At 71.3% G+C, this 18530-nt stretch carries 13 protein-coding genes; 4 read left to right on the top strand and 9 right to left on the bottom strand.

Annotated elements, in window-relative coordinates:
- Window positions 1-30: 30 nt before the first annotated feature.
- Both ACH4E7_RS17615 and ACH4E7_RS17610 read right to left on the bottom strand, forming a co-directional pair.
- Window positions 31-2541 (bottom strand): CDP-glycerol glycerophosphotransferase family protein, encoded by a 2511-nt coding sequence (locus tag ACH4E7_RS17615; RefSeq protein ID WP_396249954.1) that lies wholly within the window; start codon window positions 2539-2541, stop codon window positions 31-33.
- A gap of 280 nt (window positions 2542-2821) precedes the next feature.
- Entirely contained in the window at window positions 2822-6394 is a 3573-nt protein-coding gene (locus ACH4E7_RS17610; RefSeq protein ID WP_396249953.1) for a CDP-glycerol glycerophosphotransferase family protein, read from the bottom strand.
- Between the two features lie 135 nt (window positions 6395-6529).
- Between ACH4E7_RS17610 and ACH4E7_RS17605 the strand changes: the two genes are divergently transcribed.
- Window positions 6530-7528 (top strand): glycosyltransferase family 2 protein, encoded by a 999-nt coding sequence (locus ACH4E7_RS17605; RefSeq protein ID WP_396249952.1) that lies wholly within the window; start codon window positions 6530-6532, stop codon window positions 7526-7528.
- 48 nt (window positions 7529-7576) lie between these two features.
- Window positions 7577-8500 (top strand): YihY/virulence factor BrkB family protein, encoded by a 924-nt coding sequence (locus ACH4E7_RS17600; protein ID WP_396249951.1) that lies wholly within the window; start codon window positions 7577-7579, stop codon window positions 8498-8500.
- 39 nt (window positions 8501-8539) lie between these two features.
- Here the strand turns inward: ACH4E7_RS17600 and ACH4E7_RS17595 are convergent, their stop codons facing one another.
- Window positions 8540-9760 carry a D-alanyl-D-alanine carboxypeptidase family protein gene (locus ACH4E7_RS17595; RefSeq protein WP_396249950.1) on the bottom strand — a complete coding sequence of 407 codons (1221 nt, stop codon included), beginning with the start codon at window positions 9758-9760 and terminating at the stop codon, window positions 8540-8542.
- Between the two features lie 145 nt (window positions 9761-9905).
- On the opposite strand from ACH4E7_RS17595, the gene ACH4E7_RS17590 reads away from it, so the two are divergent.
- Both ACH4E7_RS17590 and ACH4E7_RS17585 read left to right on the top strand, forming a co-directional pair.
- The gene (locus ACH4E7_RS17590; RefSeq protein WP_396249949.1) at window positions 9906-10163 is read left to right on the top strand and encodes an SCO4848 family membrane protein; all 258 of its coding nucleotides are present in this window, start codon (window positions 9906-9908) and stop codon (window positions 10161-10163) included.
- Between the two features lie 94 nt (window positions 10164-10257).
- Window positions 10258-11877, top strand: a complete 1620-nt coding sequence (locus ACH4E7_RS17585) for a hypothetical protein (RefSeq protein WP_396249948.1) — start codon at window positions 10258-10260, stop codon at window positions 11875-11877.
- Window positions 11878-11941: 64 nt separating this feature from the next.
- Here ACH4E7_RS17585 and ACH4E7_RS17580 read toward each other — a convergent pair whose 3' ends face one another.
- The 6 genes from ACH4E7_RS17580 to ACH4E7_RS17555 form a co-directional block, all read right to left on the bottom strand.
- Window positions 11942-12712, bottom strand: coding sequence for a succinate dehydrogenase iron-sulfur subunit (locus tag ACH4E7_RS17580; RefSeq protein ID WP_396249947.1), 771 nt, complete (start codon window positions 12710-12712; stop codon window positions 11942-11944).
- Window positions 12712-14454 (bottom strand): succinate dehydrogenase flavoprotein subunit, encoded by a 1743-nt coding sequence (gene sdhA / locus ACH4E7_RS17575; RefSeq protein WP_396249946.1) that lies wholly within the window; start codon window positions 14452-14454, stop codon window positions 12712-12714. The genes ACH4E7_RS17580 and sdhA overlap by 1 nt, the downstream gene beginning before the upstream one ends.
- A 51-nt stretch (window positions 14455-14505) precedes the next feature.
- Window positions 14506-14997: a succinate dehydrogenase, hydrophobic membrane anchor protein gene (gene sdhD, locus ACH4E7_RS17570; protein ID WP_396249945.1), complete on the bottom strand. Its 492-nt coding sequence runs from the start codon at window positions 14995-14997 to the stop codon at window positions 14506-14508.
- An 8-nt stretch (window positions 14998-15005) separates the two neighbouring features.
- Window positions 15006-15386: a succinate dehydrogenase, cytochrome b556 subunit gene (gene sdhC / locus ACH4E7_RS17565; protein ID WP_396249944.1), complete on the bottom strand. Its 381-nt coding sequence runs from the start codon at window positions 15384-15386 to the stop codon at window positions 15006-15008.
- Between the two features lie 671 nt (window positions 15387-16057).
- Window positions 16058-16543 (bottom strand): 2-oxo-4-hydroxy-4-carboxy-5-ureidoimidazoline decarboxylase, encoded by a 486-nt coding sequence (locus ACH4E7_RS17560; protein WP_396249943.1) that lies wholly within the window; start codon window positions 16541-16543, stop codon window positions 16058-16060.
- A 298-nt stretch (window positions 16544-16841) separates the two neighbouring features.
- The gene (locus tag ACH4E7_RS17555) at window positions 16842-18500 is read right to left on the bottom strand and encodes an alpha/beta hydrolase (protein WP_396249942.1); all 1659 of its coding nucleotides are present in this window, start codon (window positions 18498-18500) and stop codon (window positions 16842-16844) included.
- Between the last annotated feature and the right edge of the window lie 30 nt (window positions 18501-18530).

Genomic DNA, 18530 nt, shown 5'->3' with positions numbered 1-18530 from the left:
ACCGCGCGGTGCGGCCGCCGCCCGGTGCGACTACCGCTCGGTGCGGCCGAGCTCGAGCATCCGGTCGACCACCCGGCGGGCCGCGCCGCCGTCGTCCAGCGCGCAGTGCTCGGCCCGGAAGCGCCGGTAGCGCTCCGCGTACCCGGGCGGCAACTCAGCGCCGCTGTCGGCGAGTTCGCGCAGCGCGCCGAGCAGTTCGGCCGAGGTCGGCACCAGCGGGCCGGGGGCGTTCGGCTCGAAGTCGAAGTAGAAGCCGCGCAGGGTGCCGCGGTAGTGCTCCAGGTCGTAGGTGAAGAAGTACACCGGGCGGCCGGTGATCGCGAAGTCGAACATGATCGACGAGTAGTCGGTCACCAGGACGTCCGCGACCAGCAGCAGCTCCTGCGGGTCGGGGTAGTCCCCGCAGTCGTACAGGAAGCCGTCGCCGGCGCCCGGCAGCGGGTCGCGCACGTGGGAGTGCGGGCGGACCAGCAGCACGTGGTCCTCGCCGAGCAGCCGGCGGGCGTGGTCGAGGTCCAGCCGCAGGTCGAGCCGGAAGCCCTCGCCGTCGCCGCGCTGCTGGTCCTCGCGCCAGGTCGGCGCGTACAGCACGATCCGCTTGCCCGCCGGCACGCCGAGCCGACGCCGGACGGCCGCCGCGGTGCGCGGGTCGGCCTGGGCCAGTACGTCGCCGCGCGGGTAGCCGGACTCCAGCACCTCGCCGCCGTAGCGGAAGGCGCGCCGCAGGATCGGGGTGGCGAACGGGCTGGGGGAGAGCAGCAGGCTCCACTGCGGGGTCTCCCGGTCGAGCGCCTCCAGGTAGCCGTGGTCGGCCAGCCAGGGGTTGTCGACGTCGTGGGCGATCCGCTTCAGCAGCGAGCCGTGCCAGGTCTGCACCACGACCTGGCCCTCGCGGCGCTCCAGGAAGTCCGGGAAGTGGGTGTTGCCGACCAGGTACCGGCAGGTGGCCAGCGCGCGGTACCACTCCGGGCTCCAGATCCGCACCGGGCAGACCCCGGGCGGCAGCTCGGCCTGGGCGTCGTCGACCACCCACAGGTGCTCCAACGGCTCGCCGCGGCGGGCGAGTTCGGCGTGCACCGCGCGCGGGGAGTCGGCGTAGCCGCGGCCGCCGAAGACGTCGTACAGCACCGCCTCGCGCAGCGGCTCGCGGCGGGCGGCCGGATAGCGCTCGGTGCGCAGCCGCTGCTGCGTCCAGGCGCTGCGCTCGGTGGGGTCGAGCACCGGGGTGGAGTCCACCATCAGGGTGTCGTGCCAGCGGCGCTGCAGCAGCACCTGCTTGCCGCCGACCGCGGCGGTGGCGGGCAGTGCGGGCAGCGCGGCGGGGGCGGCGAGCAGCGGCCGGGCCGGACCGGAGCGGTCGGCCGGCTCCAGCGCGGCCTCCCAGATGCCCTTGCGCAGCGGCAGCACGGCGCCGTCCGAGCCGGTGCGGGTGGCGGGCACCCGGACCCGGAAACGGCCGCCCGGTTCGGGCTCGACCGGGGTGCGGACCTCGCCGGCGCTGCCGGTGTGCCGCAGCACCAGCTCCAGCCGGTCGGCGGCCGGGTCGGGGCAGTGGCCGGTCAGTACGAAGCCGCCGAAGTGGACCGCGATCCGGTCGACCATCCCGGCCGCCGGCTGGACGCAGACCTGGAGCCGGCCGTCGGCGAGGTGCTTGAGGTAGAGCATCCGGTCCGGGGCGTCCGGCAGCGGGTACTGGCCGGACACCGGGCCACCGCGCTCGTCCAGGCAGGGCCGCTCGGTGCTGCCGTCGGGCCGCAGTAGTTCGGCGTCCCAGTGCTCCAGCTCGCCCCGGCCGCGCCCGACGGCGGTGAACGGCCGGTACGGCAGGTGGACGGTGAAGGCGTTGCCGGTGCGGGCCACCGGCTGTTCGAGCACCGTGTCGCTCTGCCGGTGCCGCAGCCGCAGCACGGTGCCGGAGGGGCAGTGGTCGGCGGTGCCGCCCAGTTCGATGCCGTCGGCGCCGGGCGCGGCGCGGTTGATCCGCACGCCCGGGCGCTCCAGCCGCAGCCGCAGCCGGTCGTCCTCGAAATGGGGCTGGAGGCGGACGCCGTGGTCCACCCAGCGGGCCGGGGGGTACTCGCCGGAGCCGCACCAGTGCGGGGCGAGGGCGCCGTACTGGCGGCGCAGCCGGGTGGGGCGGGGGTGGGTGATGAGGGTGGTCTCGATCTGCCAGTCGCCGAGCAGCCAGTGGCCGTCGGGGCGCAGTCGGTCGGGCTCGATCAGGGCGGTGAAGCCGGACCAGTCGTGGTTGTACTCGGGCTGGGCGCTGTCGTCGGTGACCTCGGGCATCCTCCGGGGTCTGGAGCGCAGGTGGACCGGCGGCCGGCTCTCGTCCTCGTGGCGCAGGGTCAGCCAGGTCCAGGCCGAGCCGGGGCGGCCGGTGTCCAGGTTCAGCGGGCGGGCGAAGCCGGTGAGCTCCAGGCCGCGGCCGTGCCAGCGGGCCCGGAGCAGGCCGAACACCACGTCCTCGTCGACGGCGGGCCGGCCGGCGGGCACGCGGGGGGCGGCGTGCGGCAGGACGAACCGGGTGAGCGCAGGCATGGTGCGGGGAGCCCTTCGGGGACGGGGGCCCGGGCATGGCGGTGACCGGGAGGGGCCGCGAGCCGATGGCGAACCGGTCCGGGGCCGAATTGATATCCCATACCCGGAAGACGCCCGTGGTCAACTGTACAGTTCGGAGAATTTCCTTTGAAGTTCATCAGTTAAACGTAAGTTCGAGTGCAAAATGGACGTAAAGGGCGAGGTAGTTCTCAGGAAATTCCCAGGCAGCGCCGAGGCGCCCGGCGCGATTCGCGCCGGGCGCCTCGGAGGATGCCGGTGACTACTCCTTGCGGAGCATCGCGTCGACCACCCGGACGGATGCCTTGCCGTCGTCCAGGTCGCAGTACGCCTCACGGAACGCGGCCGCCTTGTCGGCGTACTCGGCCGCGACCTCGTCCACCCGGCCCAGCGCGGCGACCAGCTCCTCGGAGGTGGCCAGCAGCGGACCGGGCGCCTCGGCCTCGAAGTTCAGGCTGAAGCCGCGCAGGTTGTCCCGGTAGTGCTCCAGGTCGTGGGTGAAGAAGAGCATCGGCTTGCCGGTGGTGGCGAAGTCGAACACGCTCGCCGAGTAGTCGGTCACCAGCACGTCGGCGATCAGCAGCAGCTCCGCCATGTCGGGGTAGCTGCCCACGTCCCAGATGTAGCCGTTGCCGGCGCCCGGGATCTGGCCGCACATCATGTTGTGCCGGCGCACCAGCAGCACCTGGTCGTCACCGAGCGCGGCCCTGGCCGCCGCCAGGTCGATCCGCAGGTCGATCTGGTAGCCGCCGTTCGGCCGGCGCCGGTCCTCGCGCCAGGTCGGCGCGTACAGCACGACCTGCTTGCCCTCGGGCAGGCCGAGCCGTTCGCGAACCTGTTCGGCCGTCTTCTCCCGGTCGGCCGCGAACAGAAGGTCATTCCGGGGCGAACCGCTTTCCAGGATCTCGCCCTTGAAATCGAACGCGCGCTTCAGCACCGGCGCCGACCAGGTGTTGCCGGCCACCAGGAGGCTCCAGTTCGGAATCTCGCGGATCAGGCCCTTGAGGTAGTTGGAGTCGGTGAACCAGACCTTCTCGAAATCGAAGCCGACCTGCTTCAGCGGGGTGCCCTGCCAGGTCTGCAGGACCACCTGGCCGGGGCGGCGGACGAAGAAGTCGGGCAGGTGGGTGCCGGTGACGATGTACTTGGCGGTCGCCAGCGCCTCGAACCACTCCGGGCTCCAGAGCCGGATCGGGGTCGCCGACTGCGGCAGGTCGGCCTGCAGGTCGTCGCTGCCCCACAGGTGCTCCAGCGGCAGGCCGCGGCGGACCAGCTCCTGGTGGATCGCCTTCGGCGAGTCCGCGTACACGCTGCCGTGCCCGGCGTTGTACAGCACCGTGTCACGGATCGGCAGATGGCGGGCGGTCGGGTAGTGGTCCGTGCGCAGCAGGCGCTGGCGGTAGCCGGCCCGCTCCTCGGGCAGCAGCGTCGCGTGCGACTCCAGCGACAGGCCGTCGTGGTAGCGGCGCTCCAGCCCGATCCGCTTGCCGCGGGATTCCACCACGAGCGGCAGCGTGCCGAAGCAGTCCGGGGTGACCATCGCCGCGGAGTCCGGCAGGTCGCCCGCCGGCACGCCGACCGGGCGGAAGAAGACGCTCCAGGTACCGGCGGCGAGCGGCACCCGCCCGGCGAAGGAGGCGGTCGGCACGGCGGGCAGCGCCGTGCGGAACCGGCCGTCCGAGATCTCCACCGGGTAGACGTGCTCCTCCTCGCGCCAGTGGTGCCGGACCACCAGCTCCCAGCGGTGGGCGCCGGGCAGCGGGAAGGAACCGCTGAGCAGGAAGCCGTCGGCGCCGCGCGAGGCCACCTCGTCCACCAGCGGCTGCAGCAGCTGGTCGCAGAACTGCAGGTGGCCGCCCGGGGAGGGCTTGGAGTAGAGGGCCCGGCGCGGCTTGCCCGAGGACTGCGGGTCCAGCGGCAGGTGCAGCCGCTCCGGCGCGTTGCGGTCGTCCCAGGCCAGCCGGACGGTGCTGCCGTCGGCCAGCAGCAGGGCGGCGTCCCAGCGGTCGCGGCTGCGCTCGGCGGCCACCGGGTCCAGCTCGGCCCAGGCCTCGCGGACGGCGGTCAGCTCCGCGATCGGGAAGGAGGCCGTGAACGGCTGCAGCGTGCCGACCGGCGCGCCCAGCTCCAGCGGGAAGGACAGCTCGCGGTCGGACTCGAGGTGGGTGAGCTGCAGCCGGGCCCCGGCGAAGCTCACCCCGGAGCGGGCGGCGCCGGAGACCTCCACCCGGCCGCCGTGCGCGGCCAGGCCGGTCACCCGGGCCTTGACGGTCTCCACGTGCAGGTAGACGAAGCTGTCCCGGACCCACGGCACGATCCGCACGTCCGGCTCGACCCAGTGCGCCGGGATGTACTCCGCGGTGTCGCTCCAGCCGGCCGAGACCCGGCCCTTGTACACCCCGCCCTTGCCCGCGCCGGCGACCAGGACGCGCCAGTGGCCGTCCTTCCACTGGCCGCGGTGCTTGAGCTTCTTCGGGTCCAGGGCGACGGTGAAGCCGGACCAGTCGCAGCTGTACAGGTCGTGGCTGCAGCTCGCGGTGGCCTCGGGGCTGTACTGGCTCTTCATCGGCACCGCGATGACCCGGCGGCCCTTGGCCTCGCGCAGCACCAGCGTGCGGACCATGTCGTGCTTGGACGTCGCGCCCAGCTGCTCCGGGTACGCGTACCCGGTCAGCTGCAGCTTCCCACCCACCCAGGCGCTCTCGTACAGCCGGCTGCGCATGACCAGCGAATTGTCCAGCTTGAGCACGCCGGCCGGCACGCTCTTGCGCCCGCCGCGCAGGAACGGGTAGTCGGCGTACGGACGCAGCAGACCGCGGGCCTGGACACCGCCGTTGCTCTCGCCCTCGTACTTGATCTGCTCGACGAACTCGTCGATCCGGCCCTGCAGGGTCAGGTGGTACTTCAGCCGCAGCGGCGCGCGCAGCTTGCGGACCTGCTCGGGGCCGATCGCCCGGAGCAGCCGGCTGACGTGCTGGATGTAGGCGTCCCGGTACTCCTTGTCGCCGTCCACGACGGACCAGAAGAACATCGGGATCTCCTCGACGAGGGTGTTCTCGTCGTAGGAGCGCAGGTACTGGGCGAAGCGCGGATCGGTCTGCTTCTTCAGCCAGCCGCGGACCAGCTCGACCGAGGTGACGCGGTCGACCAGGCCCTTGGGGTTGGTGCGCATCTGCGTGATCGACATCTCGCCGACCTCGCGCTCGCGCCAGTGGTAGATCGGCTCGGAGAGCACGTCCACGCTCTTGGCCAGGTAGTGATGCGGGACGCTGACCGGCGCGTCCTCGTACAGGATGCCCTCGGGGTAGAGCAGCCCGGCAGCGTCGAAGAACGAGCGGCGGTACACCTTGTTCCACGCGGTGCGGTCGGTGACCAGCGCCGGGATCTCGGTGATGTGGGTCTTGAGCTTGGTCGTCTTGAACGGCTTCACGTGCCCGCCGGACTGGTAGTAGCCCACCGCGCGGAAGCGCAGCACGTTGCCGGTGCAGAAGTCCGAGCCGGTCTCGTCCAGCGTGTTGATCATCAACTCGTACGCGCTGGGCGGCATCGAGTCGTCGCTGTCCACGAAGCACAGGAACTCGGCGTCCGGGTCGATGTGCCGGATGCCGGTGTTGCGGGCCGCGCCGAGGCCCTTGTTCACCTGGCGGACCAGCCGGAACCGGGAGTCCTTGGCCGCGTACGCCTCGGCGAGGGCCGCGCTGTCGTCCTTCGAACCGTCGTCGACCATGACGCACTCGAAGTCCGTGAAGGTCTGGGCGGCGATCGAGTCGAGGCATTCGACGAGATAGCGCTCGACGTTGTAGATCGGAACGACGATGGAGAGGCGGGGAGCCATCGGCTACGCAGGCCTTTCTCGGGAGGAGCGTGGCAGCCCGGTGGGGGCCTGGCCGCACTTTGAATCGGTGCGTACGTGCGCCCCGATCCTACCTCCGGGCTCGAGGGCCCTCCCCGGGCCACTACGCTGGGCCCCGTGCCCCGCTTCAGCCTGATCGTCCCCGTATACCAGGTCCAGGACTACCTCGCCGAGTGTCTCGACTCGGTCCTCGGTCAGGGCGGCCCCGACGTCGAACTGATCGCGGTGGACGACCGCTCCCCGGACGGCTGCGGCGCCATGCTGGACGAGGCGGCCGCCGCCGACCCCCGGGTGCGGGTGCTGCACCTGCCGGAGAACGTCGGCCTCGGCCGGGCCCGCAACGCCGGCCTGGAGGTCGCCACCGGCGACTACGTGGTCTTCCTCGACAGCGACGACACCCTCACCCCCGGCCTGCTGAAGGCCGTCGACGACCGGCTCGCCGCCACCGGGGACCCGGACATCCTGGTCTACGACTACGCCCGCACCTACGCCGACGGCCGGATCACCCGGGCGGCCTCCGGCCACGTCTTCGGCGCCGCCTCCCCGGACGTCTTCGACCTCGCCGCCCGCCCCGACCTGCTCGACCTGCTCCAGGTCGTCTGGAACAAGGCCTACCGCCGCGCCTTCATCACCGAGCAGCAGCTGGTCTTCCCGGCCGGCTACTACGAGGACACCCCCTGGACGTACCCGGCGCTGCTCGCCGCCGCCAGCATCACCCTGCTCGACCGGGTCGGCGTGCACTACCGCCAGCGCCAGGAGGGCGGCAACATCCTGGCCACCGCCAGCCGCAAGCACTTCGACGTGTTCGCCCAGTACGACCTGGTCTTCGCCTTCCTCGACCGCCGCCCCGACCTGGACCGCTGGCGCCCGGTCGTCTACGGCAAGATGCTGCACCACCTCAACACCGTGGTCGCCAAGCCCGGCCGGGTCCCGGCCGGCGACCGCCGCGAGTACTTCCGCCGCGCCGCCGCGCACTGCGCCCGGCTGCGTCCGGCCGGCTACCGCCCGCCGGCCGGCGTGGAGGGCGTGCGCACCGAACTGCTCAGCCACGGCCGCTACGGCGCCTACCAGGCCGTCCGCGCCCTCGCCAAGGCCCGCCGACTCGTCAAGCGCTAGGACTGTTCCTGACGGCCGTTCGGGGGACGGGCCGGTATAACCGGTCGGGTGGAATTCCTGACCCGCCTTCCGGTCATCGGCCCCCTGGTGACCCGGGTGCTGCGCAGCCGCCCGTACCGGGTGTACGAGTACTTCGCCGCCGCCCGCGGCAACCGGTTGGCCGGGGCCGTCACCTTCTTCGGCTTCCTCGCCCTCTTCCCACTGCTCACGGTGGGCCTGGCGATCGCCGCCGCGACGCTCGACGACCGCCAGGTGAACGACCTGCAGCAGCGCATCTCCGACCAGCTGCCCGGCATCTCGGACGCGCTCAACCTGCCGTCCCTGGTGGCCAACGCGGGCACGGTCGGACTGGTCAGCGGTGCGCTGCTGCTGATCTCCGGCCTCGGCTGGGTGGACACCATGCGCACCTCGATCCGGGACCTGTGGCAGCTGCCCGAGGAGAAGGGCAACCCGGTGCTGCGCAAGGCGCGGGACGTCGCGGTGCTGGGCGGCCTCGGGCTGGTGTCGCTGTTCTCGCTGGCCGCCTCCGCCGCCGGGACGACGCTCGCCGGGCGGATCGCCGACGAGATCGGCCTCGGCAACGGCTACCTGCTGACCGGGGTCGGCGCGCTGATCTCCATAGGGTGCGACACCCTCTTCTTCGCCTACCTGCTGGCGCCCTTCCCCGGGATCACCGGTCAGCGCCGCCGGGACCTGCTGCGTGGCGCGCTGATCGGCGCGGTCGGCTTCGAACTGCTGAAGCTGCTGCTGGCCTCCTACCTCGGCTCGGTCGCCGGGCGGAGCCTGTACGGGGCCTTCGCCACACCGGTGGCGCTGCTGCTGTGGATCAACGTCGTCTGCCGACTGCTGATGTACTGCGTGGCCTGGACGGCGACGGCCGACCCGGAGGCCGCCCGGGAGCGGACCAGGGCGCACGGCCGGGCGCTGCTGGCGGCGGCGGACGAGATGGAAGCGGGCCGACCTTCCGCGTGAGGCCGGGCCGGGGCAGGGCGATCCTCAGCCGTTCGAGGGCTAGACCGTCCGGCGCCGCAGCACCGTCAGGGCCCATGCGCCCACCACGGCCCCGACCGCGACGACCGCGAGCCAGCCGCCGGCGCTGATCCAGTCGGTCCCGTCACCCGATGAGGCCGATGCGGCCGATGGGACCGATGCGGCCGACGCCGCCGGGGTGGACGGCGACGAGTGCGGCGGCGGCTCGGGCAGTCCGGAGGCCTCGCCCGCCTGGCCGGTCGGCTCGGCGTCGCCGGCCGGCAGCTCGTCCACCAGCCGGCCCACCGGCTGGACCTTGTCGGCCGCCGAGAAGCCCCAGTCCAGCAGTTCGGCCGTCTCGTCGTAGACCTTCTGGTACGACGCGGGGTGCATCACCGTCACCAGCAGCGTGCGGCCGTTCCGCTCGGCGGCGCCCACGAAGGTCGAGCCGGCGTTGGTGGTGGTGCCGTTCTTCACGCCGATCAGGCCGGGGTACTTGCCCAGCAGCCGGTCGGTGTTGGCGATCCCGAAGCTGCCGCGCTGGCCGGTGGTGCGGTCCACCGCGCCCGGGAACATCGCGGACCGGGTCGCGCAGTACGTCCGGAAGTCGGGGTTGCGCAGCCCGGCCCGGGCGAACAGCGTCAGGTCGTAGGCCGAGGAGACCTGGCCGTCCATGTCGTAGCCGTCCGGGGAGACCACCGTGGTGTCCCGCGCCTGGAGGGCGTCCGCGCGCGCCTGCATCTCGGTGACGGTCCGCTGGATGCCGCCGTTCATGTGCGCGAGGACGTGCACGGCGTCGTTGCCCGAACTGAGGAACACCCCGCGCCACAGGTCCTCGACGCGGTAGTCGAGGTTTTCCTTGATCCCCACCAGGCTGCTGCCGGGCCCGATCCCCTGGATCTCCTCGTCCGCGACCCTGTGCACCGCGTTGCGGTCGAACTTGGGCAGCACGGTGTCGGCGAAGAGGATCTTCAGGGTGCTGGCCGGTGGCAGCCGCAGATGGGGGTTGTACGACGCCAGCACGTCCCCGGTGGCGGCGTCGGAGACTATCCAGGACTGACCGGTCAGATCCCCCGGGAGTGCCGGCGCGCCGGCCAACGGCGAGACCTGGACCCCGGACTGGCCGAGCCGGCCGCCCCCGACCACGGCCGACGGGGCCGGCTCGGCCGGGGCCGCGACCGCCCCCGGGGCGGCGAGCAGCGCGGGGAGGACGGCGGTGGCGGCGACGAGCCGGTGCGCGAGCTTTCGAAGGCGTGCAGTCACCCGCAGACCGTACCCACTCGGCGTCGCCGCCGTTCGCCACGCTGCACCGCTCCTCCGTCTGAGGGGCCCGCCGTACGCCGATCGGCGGCCCGCGCATACTGGGGGTGCTGCACACCGCCTTCCCCACCGCCGCCGAGGACCCCGCATGAAGCTCAGCCGCCGTACCTCCTGGTTCCTGACCGCCTTCGGCGTCTGGTCGATGATCATCTGGACGACCTTCGTCAAGAACCTGTGGAAGGACTCCGGCGGCCAGGCCTTCGTCAACGGCGACCACTCCCAGCCCACCGCCTTCTTCTGGATCCACCTCCTGCTCGCCGTCACCTCCTTCCTCCTCGGCATCGCCGTCGGCACCATCGGCGTGCGCGGCCTGCGCGCCACCCGGCGCAGCCCCGCCGTGGACTGAAATCCCCATTGCCGCGGTCAGTCCCCACTGGCAAGATCCTCACCGCTCTCACGCGCGTACCGGACGCGCTGATCACAAGGGGTGGGGAATCTCCATGACACTTTCGCGTGCCCGCAGACTCGGCGGGGTCACCGTGGTGGCAGTGGCCGCCGGACTGCTCGCCCCGACGGCGGCCGTGGCCGACACCGCACCGGCCGTCCTCGGCACCGGTCAGGGCATCGACTACAACACCGCAGCCTGCGACTCGACCGGCGATCCGACCTGGATCGGCCGGTCCGTCAACGGCCCGACGATCAACGCCAAGGTCACCGGCACCGGCGCCCGGTTCAGCGTCTGGGACGTGACCGCGGGCACCGAGGACCCGGTGTTCACCCGCGAGGCCCAGACGTCCGGCCAGCAGGCCCAGGTCGCGGTTCCCGGTCTGTTGGACGGGCACAGCTACGCCTGGCACGCCTGGGCCCTGCAGGGGCAGCAGGCCTCCGCCCCGTCGGCGGACTGCCACTTCACGATGGACACCACTTCTCCGACCGCCACGGTCTCCTCGCCCGACTTCCCGGCCAGCGGCTCCGGTGGCACCGCGACCAAGTACGCGGGTCAGAAGGGGACCTTCGTCGTCAAGACCGCCGACCCGGCCCCGGCCGGCGGGGAGGCCTCCGGCGTCGCCTGCGTCCGGTACGGATTCGACTACCTCGGGGTGGGCGGCTGCAGCTCGCCGGATGCCGTCACGCCCGAGGACGACGGTACGGTGACGCTCGATCTCAAGGTCCTGAACTGGGGTAGCAACAACCTCAACATCCAGGTGATCGACAACGCGGGCAACGTCGGTGGGGTGTCCTACAGCTTCTACGCCCCCTCGAACCCGAACCCGCCGAAGACCCTCGGCGACGTCGACGGGGACGGCGTCGCGGACATCCTGCTGCCCGACGCCCGAGGCAACCTGCAGTACATCAGCGCCAACGCTTCCGACACCACGCCCAGTTCGGTGATCGCGGGCGCCCATGCGCCGCACGACGGCAGTTGGGCGCCTTTCCAGGTGGCCCACCGGGGCTGGTCGAACCAGCACGCGCCGTCCTCGGACGACCTCTTCGTCCACAAACCGGGCGACGGCTGGCTCTACCAGTACCGGAACTTCGACTACGGTTCGTTCACCCAGGGCTGGACGGGCGCCCAGCGCTCGACCCGCTGTGTGAACGACGCCGGGGCTTCCGCGGCGTGCCCCGCCGACTATGCCTCCGACTGGTCGAAGGTGGACCAGCTCGTCGCTCTGGGCCCGGTGACCGGCGGCTTCACCCCGTCGCTGGTGACCCTCGAAGGCGGCAACCTCTGGCTGCACGCCGGCGGCGACTTCACCTTCGGCTTCCAGAAGGTCCGCAAGCTCACGACCTCCGGTGCCTGGAGCGGCTACGACCTGATCGCCCCGGGCCCGGACGCCGCCGGCAACCTGGTCCTGTGGGGGCGAGACCGGGCCACCGGTGAGCTGCACGCGTACCCGATCCCGAAGAAGGCCGACGGCACCTTCGACTTCTCCGCCCTCGCGGACCCGAAGGCGAACGTCGTCGCCCCCGGTTTCACCACCGCCGCCTTCCCGACGCTCGGCAGCTCGGGCGACGCGGACGGCGACGGCAAGCCGGACCTGTGGGCCGTCTCGGCCGACCGGCACCTGGTGATGTACAGCGGCTGGGGCGACCCCAACGACCTCGGCGCGCTGCGCTAGACAACGACGAAGGCCCCCGTCCGATCGGAGGATCGGACGGGGGCCTCGGTGCGTCAGGCGGGGATCAGAAGCGGCGGGTGACCAGCGCCCGCTTCACTTCCTGGATCGCCTTGGTGACCTCGATGCCACGCGGGCAGGCCTCGGAGCAGTTGAAGGTGGTGCGGCAACGCCACACGCCCTCACGGTCGTTGAGGATCTCCAGGCGCTGCTCGGCACCCTCGTCGCGCGAGTCGAAGATGAAGCGGTGCGCGTTGACGATGGCGGCCGGGCCGAAGTACTGGCCGTCGTTCCAGAACACCGGGCAGGACGACGTGCACGCGGCGCACAGGATGCACTTGGTGGTGTCGTCGAAGCGCTCGCGCTCCTCGGCGGACTGCAGGCGCTCGCGGGTCGGCTCGTTCCCCTTGGTGATGAGGAACGGCATGACGTCCTTGTACGCCTGGAAGAACGGGTCCATGTCCACGACCAGGTCCTTGAGGACCGTCAGGCCCTTGATGGCCTCGATCGTGATCGGCTTCTCCGGGTTGACGTCCTTGATCAGGGTCTTGCACGCCAGCCGGTTGCGGCCGTTGATCCGCATGGCGTCGGAGCCGCAGATGCCGTGCGCGCAGGAACGGCGGTAGGTGAGGGTGCCGTCCTGCTCCCACTTGATCTTGTTGAGCGCGTCCAGGACGCGCTCCTTCGGGTCCATCGTCAGCTGGTAGTCGACCCACACCGGGTCCGGGTGCTCCTCCGGGTTGAACCGGCGGATCCGGAAGGTGACGGTGATCAGCTGGGTGCCACCGGCCTCGACCGCGTCCAGAGCGGCCGAGTGCTCCACAGTCGGAGTGCTCATCAGTACTTACGCTCCATCGGCTGGTAGCGGGTCTGGACGACCGGCTTGTAGTCGAGGCGGATGGAGGTGCTGCCGTCGGCGGCGACCTCCTGGTACGCCATGGTGTGCTGCATGAACTTCACGTCGTCACGGGTCGGGAAGTCCTCGCGGTAGTGACCGCCGCGGGACTCCTCGCGGGCCAGCGCGGAGACGGCCAGCACCTCGGCCAGGTCGAGCAGGTTGCCCAGCTCGATGGCCTCCAGCAGGTCCGTGTTGTAACGGAAGCCCTTGTCCTGGATGGAGATGTGCTTGTAGCGCTCCTTCAGCGCGGCGATGTCCTCGACCGCCTGCTTCAGGGTGGCGCCGGTGCGGTACACCATCGCGTTGGCGTCCATGGTCTCCTGCAGAGCCGTGCGGATCTGCCCCACGGACTCGGTGCCGGTCGACTCGCGCAGCTTGTCGACCATGCCCTGGACCAGCTCTTCCGGGTTCTCCGGCAGCGGGACGAACTCGTTCGCGTTGGCGTAGTCGGCGGCGGCGATGCCCGCGCGACGGCCGAACACGTTGATGTCCAGCAGCGAGTTGGTGCCCAGGCGGTTGGCGCCGTGGACGGACACGCAGGCGACCTCGCCGGCCGCGTACAGGCCCGGAACGACGTCCGTGTTGTTGCGCAGGACCTCACCCTCGACGTTGGTCGGGATGCCGCCCATGGCGTAGTGCGCGGTGGGCTGGATCGGGATCGGGTCCGTGTAGGGCTCGATGCCGAGGTAGGTGCGCGCGAACTCGGTGATGTCCGGGAGCTTGGCGTCCAGCTGCTCCGGCGGCAGGTGGGTCAGGTCCAGGTAGACGTGGTCGCCGTCCGGACCGCAGCCGCGGCCTTCGCGGATCTCGGTGTAGATCGCGCGGGAGCAGACGTCACGGGACGCGAGGTCCTTCATGACCGGGGCGTAGCGCTCCATGAAGCGCTCGCCGTCCTTGTTGCGCAGGATGCCGCCCTCACCGCGGGCGCCCTCGGTGAGCAGGATGCCCATGCGCCAGATGCCGGTCGGGTGGAACTGGAAGAACTCCATGTCCTCCAGCGGCAGGCCGCGGCGGTAGGCCACCGCCTGGCCGTCACCGGTGAGGGTGTGGGCGTTCGAGGAGACCTTGAACATCTTGCCGGTGCCGCCGGAGGCGAACACGACCGACTTGGCCTGGAAGACGTGGATCTCGCCGGTGGCCAGCTCGTAGGCGACGACACCGGCCGTCTTGCCCTCGTTGATCAGCAGGTCGAGGACGTAGTACTCGTTGAAGAACTCGACACCGTGCTTGACGCAGTTCTGGAACAGCGTCTGGAGGATCATGTGGCCGGTGCGGTCGGCCGCGTAGCACGAGCGGCGGACCGGGGCCTCGCCGTGGTTGCGGGAGTGACCGCCGAAGCGGCGCTGGTCGATCCGGCCCTGCTCGGTGCGGGAGAAGGGCAGACCCATCTTCTCCAGGTCGAGGACGGCGTCGATGGCCTCCTTGCACATGATCTCGGCGGCGTCCTGGTCGACCAGGTAGTCACCACCCTTGACCGTGTCGAAGGTGTGCCACTCCCAGTTGTCCTCCTCGACGTTGGCGAGGGCGGCGCACATGCCGCCCTGGGCCGCGCCGGTGTGGGACCGGGTCGGGTAGAGCTTGGTCAGGACGGCGGTGCGGCTGCGCTGCGTCGACTCGATGGCCGCGCGCATGCCGGCGCCGCCGGCGCCGACGATGACGGTGTCGTACTGGTGAATCTGCATGGGGGGTTAACTCGCCTCTGGCCTCTGCCGATGGTCGATGGTGCTCGCGGCTCAGATGTTGGGGTCGAAGGTGAAGATCACCAGGGTGCCGAGCAGCACGGTGAAGACCGTGGCGGTACCCATGAGCCCCTTGAGCCAGAGCCGGGTCGAGTCCTTCTCGGCGTAGTCGTTGATGACCTGACGCATGCCGTTGGCGCCGTGCAGCATGGCGAGCCAGAGCATCAGGAGGTCCCAGCCCTGCCAGAACGGCGAGGCCCAGCGGCCGGCGACGAAGGCGAACCCGATCTTGGAGACGCCGCCGTCGAGCAGCAGCATGATGATCAGGTGGCCGAGGATCAGGGCGACCAGGACGACACCGGACAGGCGCATGAAGAGCCAGGCCAGCATCTCGAAGTTGGTGCGGGTGCGGCGCGGAGTCTTCGCGGTCCGCTTGCGGGGCGGCTCGATGACGAAGGCTTCGGCCGGGTTGCCGGTGCCGAGGCCCTTGCCGGTGTGCGCCTGCTTCGAGGGGACGACGACGGCGTCGGAGATTTCCGTGGACATGTCTCAGATCACTTCCCGAACCAGGAGATCAGCGTGTGCTGCAGGATCCCGTAGAACGAGCAGGCCATCAGGACGACCCAGACTCCGACCACGGTCCAGAGCATCTGCTTCTGGTACTTCGGGCCCTTGGCCCAGAAGTCCACGGCGACGACGCGCAGGCCGTTGAGGGCGTGGAACAGGATGGCGGCCACCAGGCCGTACTCCATCAGGTTCACAAGAGGAGTCTTGTACGTCTGAATGACGGTGTCGTACGCCTCGGGTGACACTCGCACCAGGGCGGTGTCCAGGACATGGGCGAACAGGAAGAAGAAGATGAGGACGCCGGTGACTCGATGAGCCACCCAGCTCCACATGCCTTCCCGGCCGCGGTACAGCGTTCCAGCCGGCACGGAAAAACCCTCCGGAAGCGATTGGGGGCTCGGCCGGCTTCGGTGTCGGTCAGCCCGGCCGGGTCGGTCCACCGGCCGCCAGCATCCTATCGACGCCTTGTCGGGAACCGCCTCCGGGGCCCCCATGTGTGATCAATCAGGCACTTCTGGCCTAGTGGCGCGGGAACCAACCCCACTTTGGTGACGCTGGGTTACTGTGTGGCTGCACTACGGTGACGAACCCCCGCCCGCCGACATCCTGCCGAGACGTCCGTGCCACTTCGCGCCGCCCGTCCGCCGCCGCCCTGGCCGGTCTGCCGCTGCCCGCCGCGGGCGGCCGTGGTGGCCGACGCGGACCTCGGGCCCGGTTGCGCGGTGACCCTGATGACGCCCGGTCGCGGCGACACCGGGCCGGGCCGCGGCCTCTCCGACGCCCGGCCACCCGTACGCGGGGGCCGACCTGACCGCGGCTCGGGCCGCCGCCCCCAAGGGCGGGGTGTGCCGCGGGCCGCTCGGCTACCGGGCCGGGCGGTGGGGGCAGGTGCCGATCCGCACCGGGCGCCGGTCGAACCGGGAGGACACGCCCACGCCCGAGGGAGCGGACCCGGTGATCGGATTCACCCTCACGAATGAATCGGGTACGGCCGTGTCGGCTCGGCGTGCGGTGCTCGCCCGGGTCGGGCCGGCAGGCCCTACCGCGCCCCGGCCTCCGAATGGGTGGCGACCAGGTGCTCCAGTCGGGTGAGGGCGATCCGCCGGAGCTCGTCCGCCGAGATCAGCCGTTCCTCGTCCCGGTCGTTGGCCAGCCGGGTGCGGATCGAGGAGAGCACGGTGTCGAGCATCTCCTCCGGGTCGACGCCGTCCAGGCAGACCACGAACACGTGGCCGAACCGGGCCTCGTACGCGGCGTGCGCCGCCCGCAGCGCGGTGTGCGCGGCCTGGCTGCCGGGGGCCCGCATGCCGAGCAGCGGCTGCGGCATCCAGCTCTCGTCGGCCAGTGCCTCGGCCAGGTCGGCCGGACGCAGGTCGTAGGAGGCCTCGCTGGCGGCGGCCAGCAGTGACTCTATGTCGGGGTAGGGCCGGTGTGCGGTGAGCCTGAGCGCCCAGCGGTGGCTGCCGCAGCAGGCCAGCAGCGCCTCCTCGGCGGCGCCGGCGTCGGCCTCGTTGAAGCGGTGCAACCCGAGGAGGGTCGGCTCGGTGCTGGCGTCGAGCCGCTGTGGCGGGATGTCGCTGGCCAGCGGGTCCTCCTCGTGAGGGCGGGAAGGTGCCGGTGGAGTGGGGTGGTGAAGCAGGTGAAGTATGGAGGCTGCGGGGGGGCGCGCGGCGCCGGTCAGGCAGCGACTCAAAGGTAGTTGAGCCGTCATCAGTTGGGGAGGGCGCGCGCGGAATTCATCCGGACGAGCTATCAAGTTGTGACGTTGACACCTTCGCGTCATCGTCCTCCCCGCCGTCGCCTGCCGGTTCACCGCCGTGGGCTCAGGAGCAGCGGGTCCCTTCGGTCGGCATGGTCCCCTCGGTCAGGTAAGCCTCCAGGGCCCGGTCGATGCAGGTGTTCCCCTTGCCGAAGGCGCCGTGGCCCTCGCCCACCCGGGTGAGCAGGGTGGCCTTGGCGAAGCCCTTGGCCAGCGACTCGGCCGCGGCGTACGGGGTGGCCGGGTCGCTGGTGGTGCCGATCACCAGGATCGGCGCGGCGCCCTCGGCCCGGATGGTGTGCGGCTTCTCGGGGGACTGGTACGGCCAGCCCGCGCAGGCCGCGTCCGTGAAGTCCTCGGCGGTGACGCCCTTGGTCAGCAGCGGGGCCTTCTCCTGGAGCTCCTTGACCGCGGCCTGGGCCCGCTCGGGCGAGGGTGCCGGGGCGGAGCCGTCGGCGCAGCTGATCGCGGTGTGGGCGGACTCCATCGGGGAGTAGTGGCCGTTCTCGTCCCGCTCCAGGTAGCTGTCCGAGAAGGCGAGCAGGATGTCGCCGCGCTTCATGGTCATCGCCATGCCGAGGCCGACCCGCAGGTACTTCCAGTCCTCGTTCTGGTCGCCGTAGAGGGCCGCGGTGACGCCGTTCCAGGCCAGGTCGCGGCCGACCTTGCGGCCGTCCTTGGTGGGCAGCGGGTTGTCGATCAGGCCGTCCAGGAAGTCGGCGGCCTTCTTGGCGGCCTGGCCCTTGTCGGTGCCGAGCGGGCACTCGTCGGCGTGGTTCTCGACGCAGTCGGCGGCGAAGTGCTCGAAGGAGGTCTCGAAGCCGATCCGCTGCTTGATCGCGGAGTCCAGGTCGTCGGCGGCCGGGTCGACCGCGCCGTCCAGCACCAGCCGGCCGGTGTTCTGCGGGAACTCCTCGGCGTAGAGCGAGCCCAGGTAGGTGCCGTAGGAGACGCCGAGGTAGTCGAGCTTCTTGTCGCCGACCGCCGCGCGCAGCACGTCCAGGTCGCGGGCGGTGTTGCGGGTCCCGACGAAGGGCAGCAGCTTGCCGGACTTGGCCTTGCAGGCGGCGATGTACTCGGTGTTCTGCTTCTCCTCGGCGGTCCGGCGGGCGGCCGGGTCCAGCGGGGAGTCCACCTGGTTCTGGGCGTCGCGCTGCTTGTCGTCCAGGCAGAGGACGGGCGAGCTGTCGCCGGTGCCGCGCGGGTCGAAGCCGATCACGTCGAAGCGGTCGTGCAGGGCGCCGGCGAAGTCCTTGGCGCCGTACTTGACCATCTCGACGCCGGACCCGCCGGGGCCGCCCGGGTTGACCATCAGCGAGCCGATCCGCTGGTCCTGGTTGCCGGCGGGGTACTTGACCAGCGCGAGGTCGATCGCGTCGGCGCCGGGGTTGGTGTAGTCGAGCGGGACGTGCAGCTTGCCGCACTTCATCCCGGAGACGTCGGCCTTGGCCTCCGCGGCCTTGGCCCCCTCCTCATCCTTGGGGAGTGCCGGGCAGTCGGACCAGCTGATCTTCTGACCGTAGAAGGGCTTCAGTGTCGGGTCCGCCTCGCCGCTGGGCTTGGACGCCGGGGAGGCCGACCGGCTCGCGGTGGCGCCGGTGGTGCCGGCGGCCTGGTCCCGGGACGGCCGTGCGGTGTCGTCGCAGGCGGAGGTGAGCAGCAGGGTGCCTGCCGCCAGCGCGGTCAGCAGGACACGTGGGCGGGCGGCCCGGAAGGTCTTCATCGCACGTGTGTACCACCCTGGGGTGACGTA

It is taken from the genome of Kitasatospora sp. NPDC018058 (assembly GCF_044327205.1).
In the GTDB taxonomy this organism is placed as follows: Bacteria; Actinomycetota; Actinomycetes; order Streptomycetales; family Streptomycetaceae; genus Kitasatospora.
Note: the sequence above shows the minus strand (reverse complement) of the source record. Positions and strands in the feature narration are given on the sequence as shown.

Excerpts from the sequence above, each read along its gene's own strand:
- ACH4E7_RS17615 (WP_396249954.1), bottom strand. The coding sequence starts at position 2,541 with ATGCCTGCGCTCACCCGGTTCGTCCTGCCGCACGCCGCCCCCCGCGTG.
- ACH4E7_RS17610 (WP_396249953.1), bottom strand. The coding sequence starts at position 6,394 with ATGGCTCCCCGCCTCTCCATCGTCGTTCCGATCTACAACGTCGAGCGC.
- ACH4E7_RS17590 (WP_396249949.1), top strand. The coding sequence starts at position 9,906 with ATGAAGCTCAGCCGCCGTACCTCCTGGTTCCTGACCGCCTTCGGCGTC.
- ACH4E7_RS17585 (WP_396249948.1), top strand. The coding sequence starts at position 10,258 with ATGACACTTTCGCGTGCCCGCAGACTCGGCGGGGTCACCGTGGTGGCA.
- ACH4E7_RS17580 (WP_396249947.1), bottom strand. The coding sequence starts at position 12,712 with ATGAGCACTCCGACTGTGGAGCACTCGGCCGCTCTGGACGCGGTCGAG.
- sdhA (WP_396249946.1), bottom strand. The coding sequence starts at position 14,454 with ATGCAGATTCACCAGTACGACACCGTCATCGTCGGCGCCGGCGGCGCC.
- sdhD (WP_396249945.1), bottom strand. The coding sequence starts at position 14,997 with ATGTCCACGGAAATCTCCGACGCCGTCGTCGTCCCCTCGAAGCAGGCG.
- ACH4E7_RS17555 (WP_396249942.1), bottom strand. The coding sequence starts at position 18,500 with ATGAAGACCTTCCGGGCCGCCCGCCCACGTGTCCTGCTGACCGCGCTG.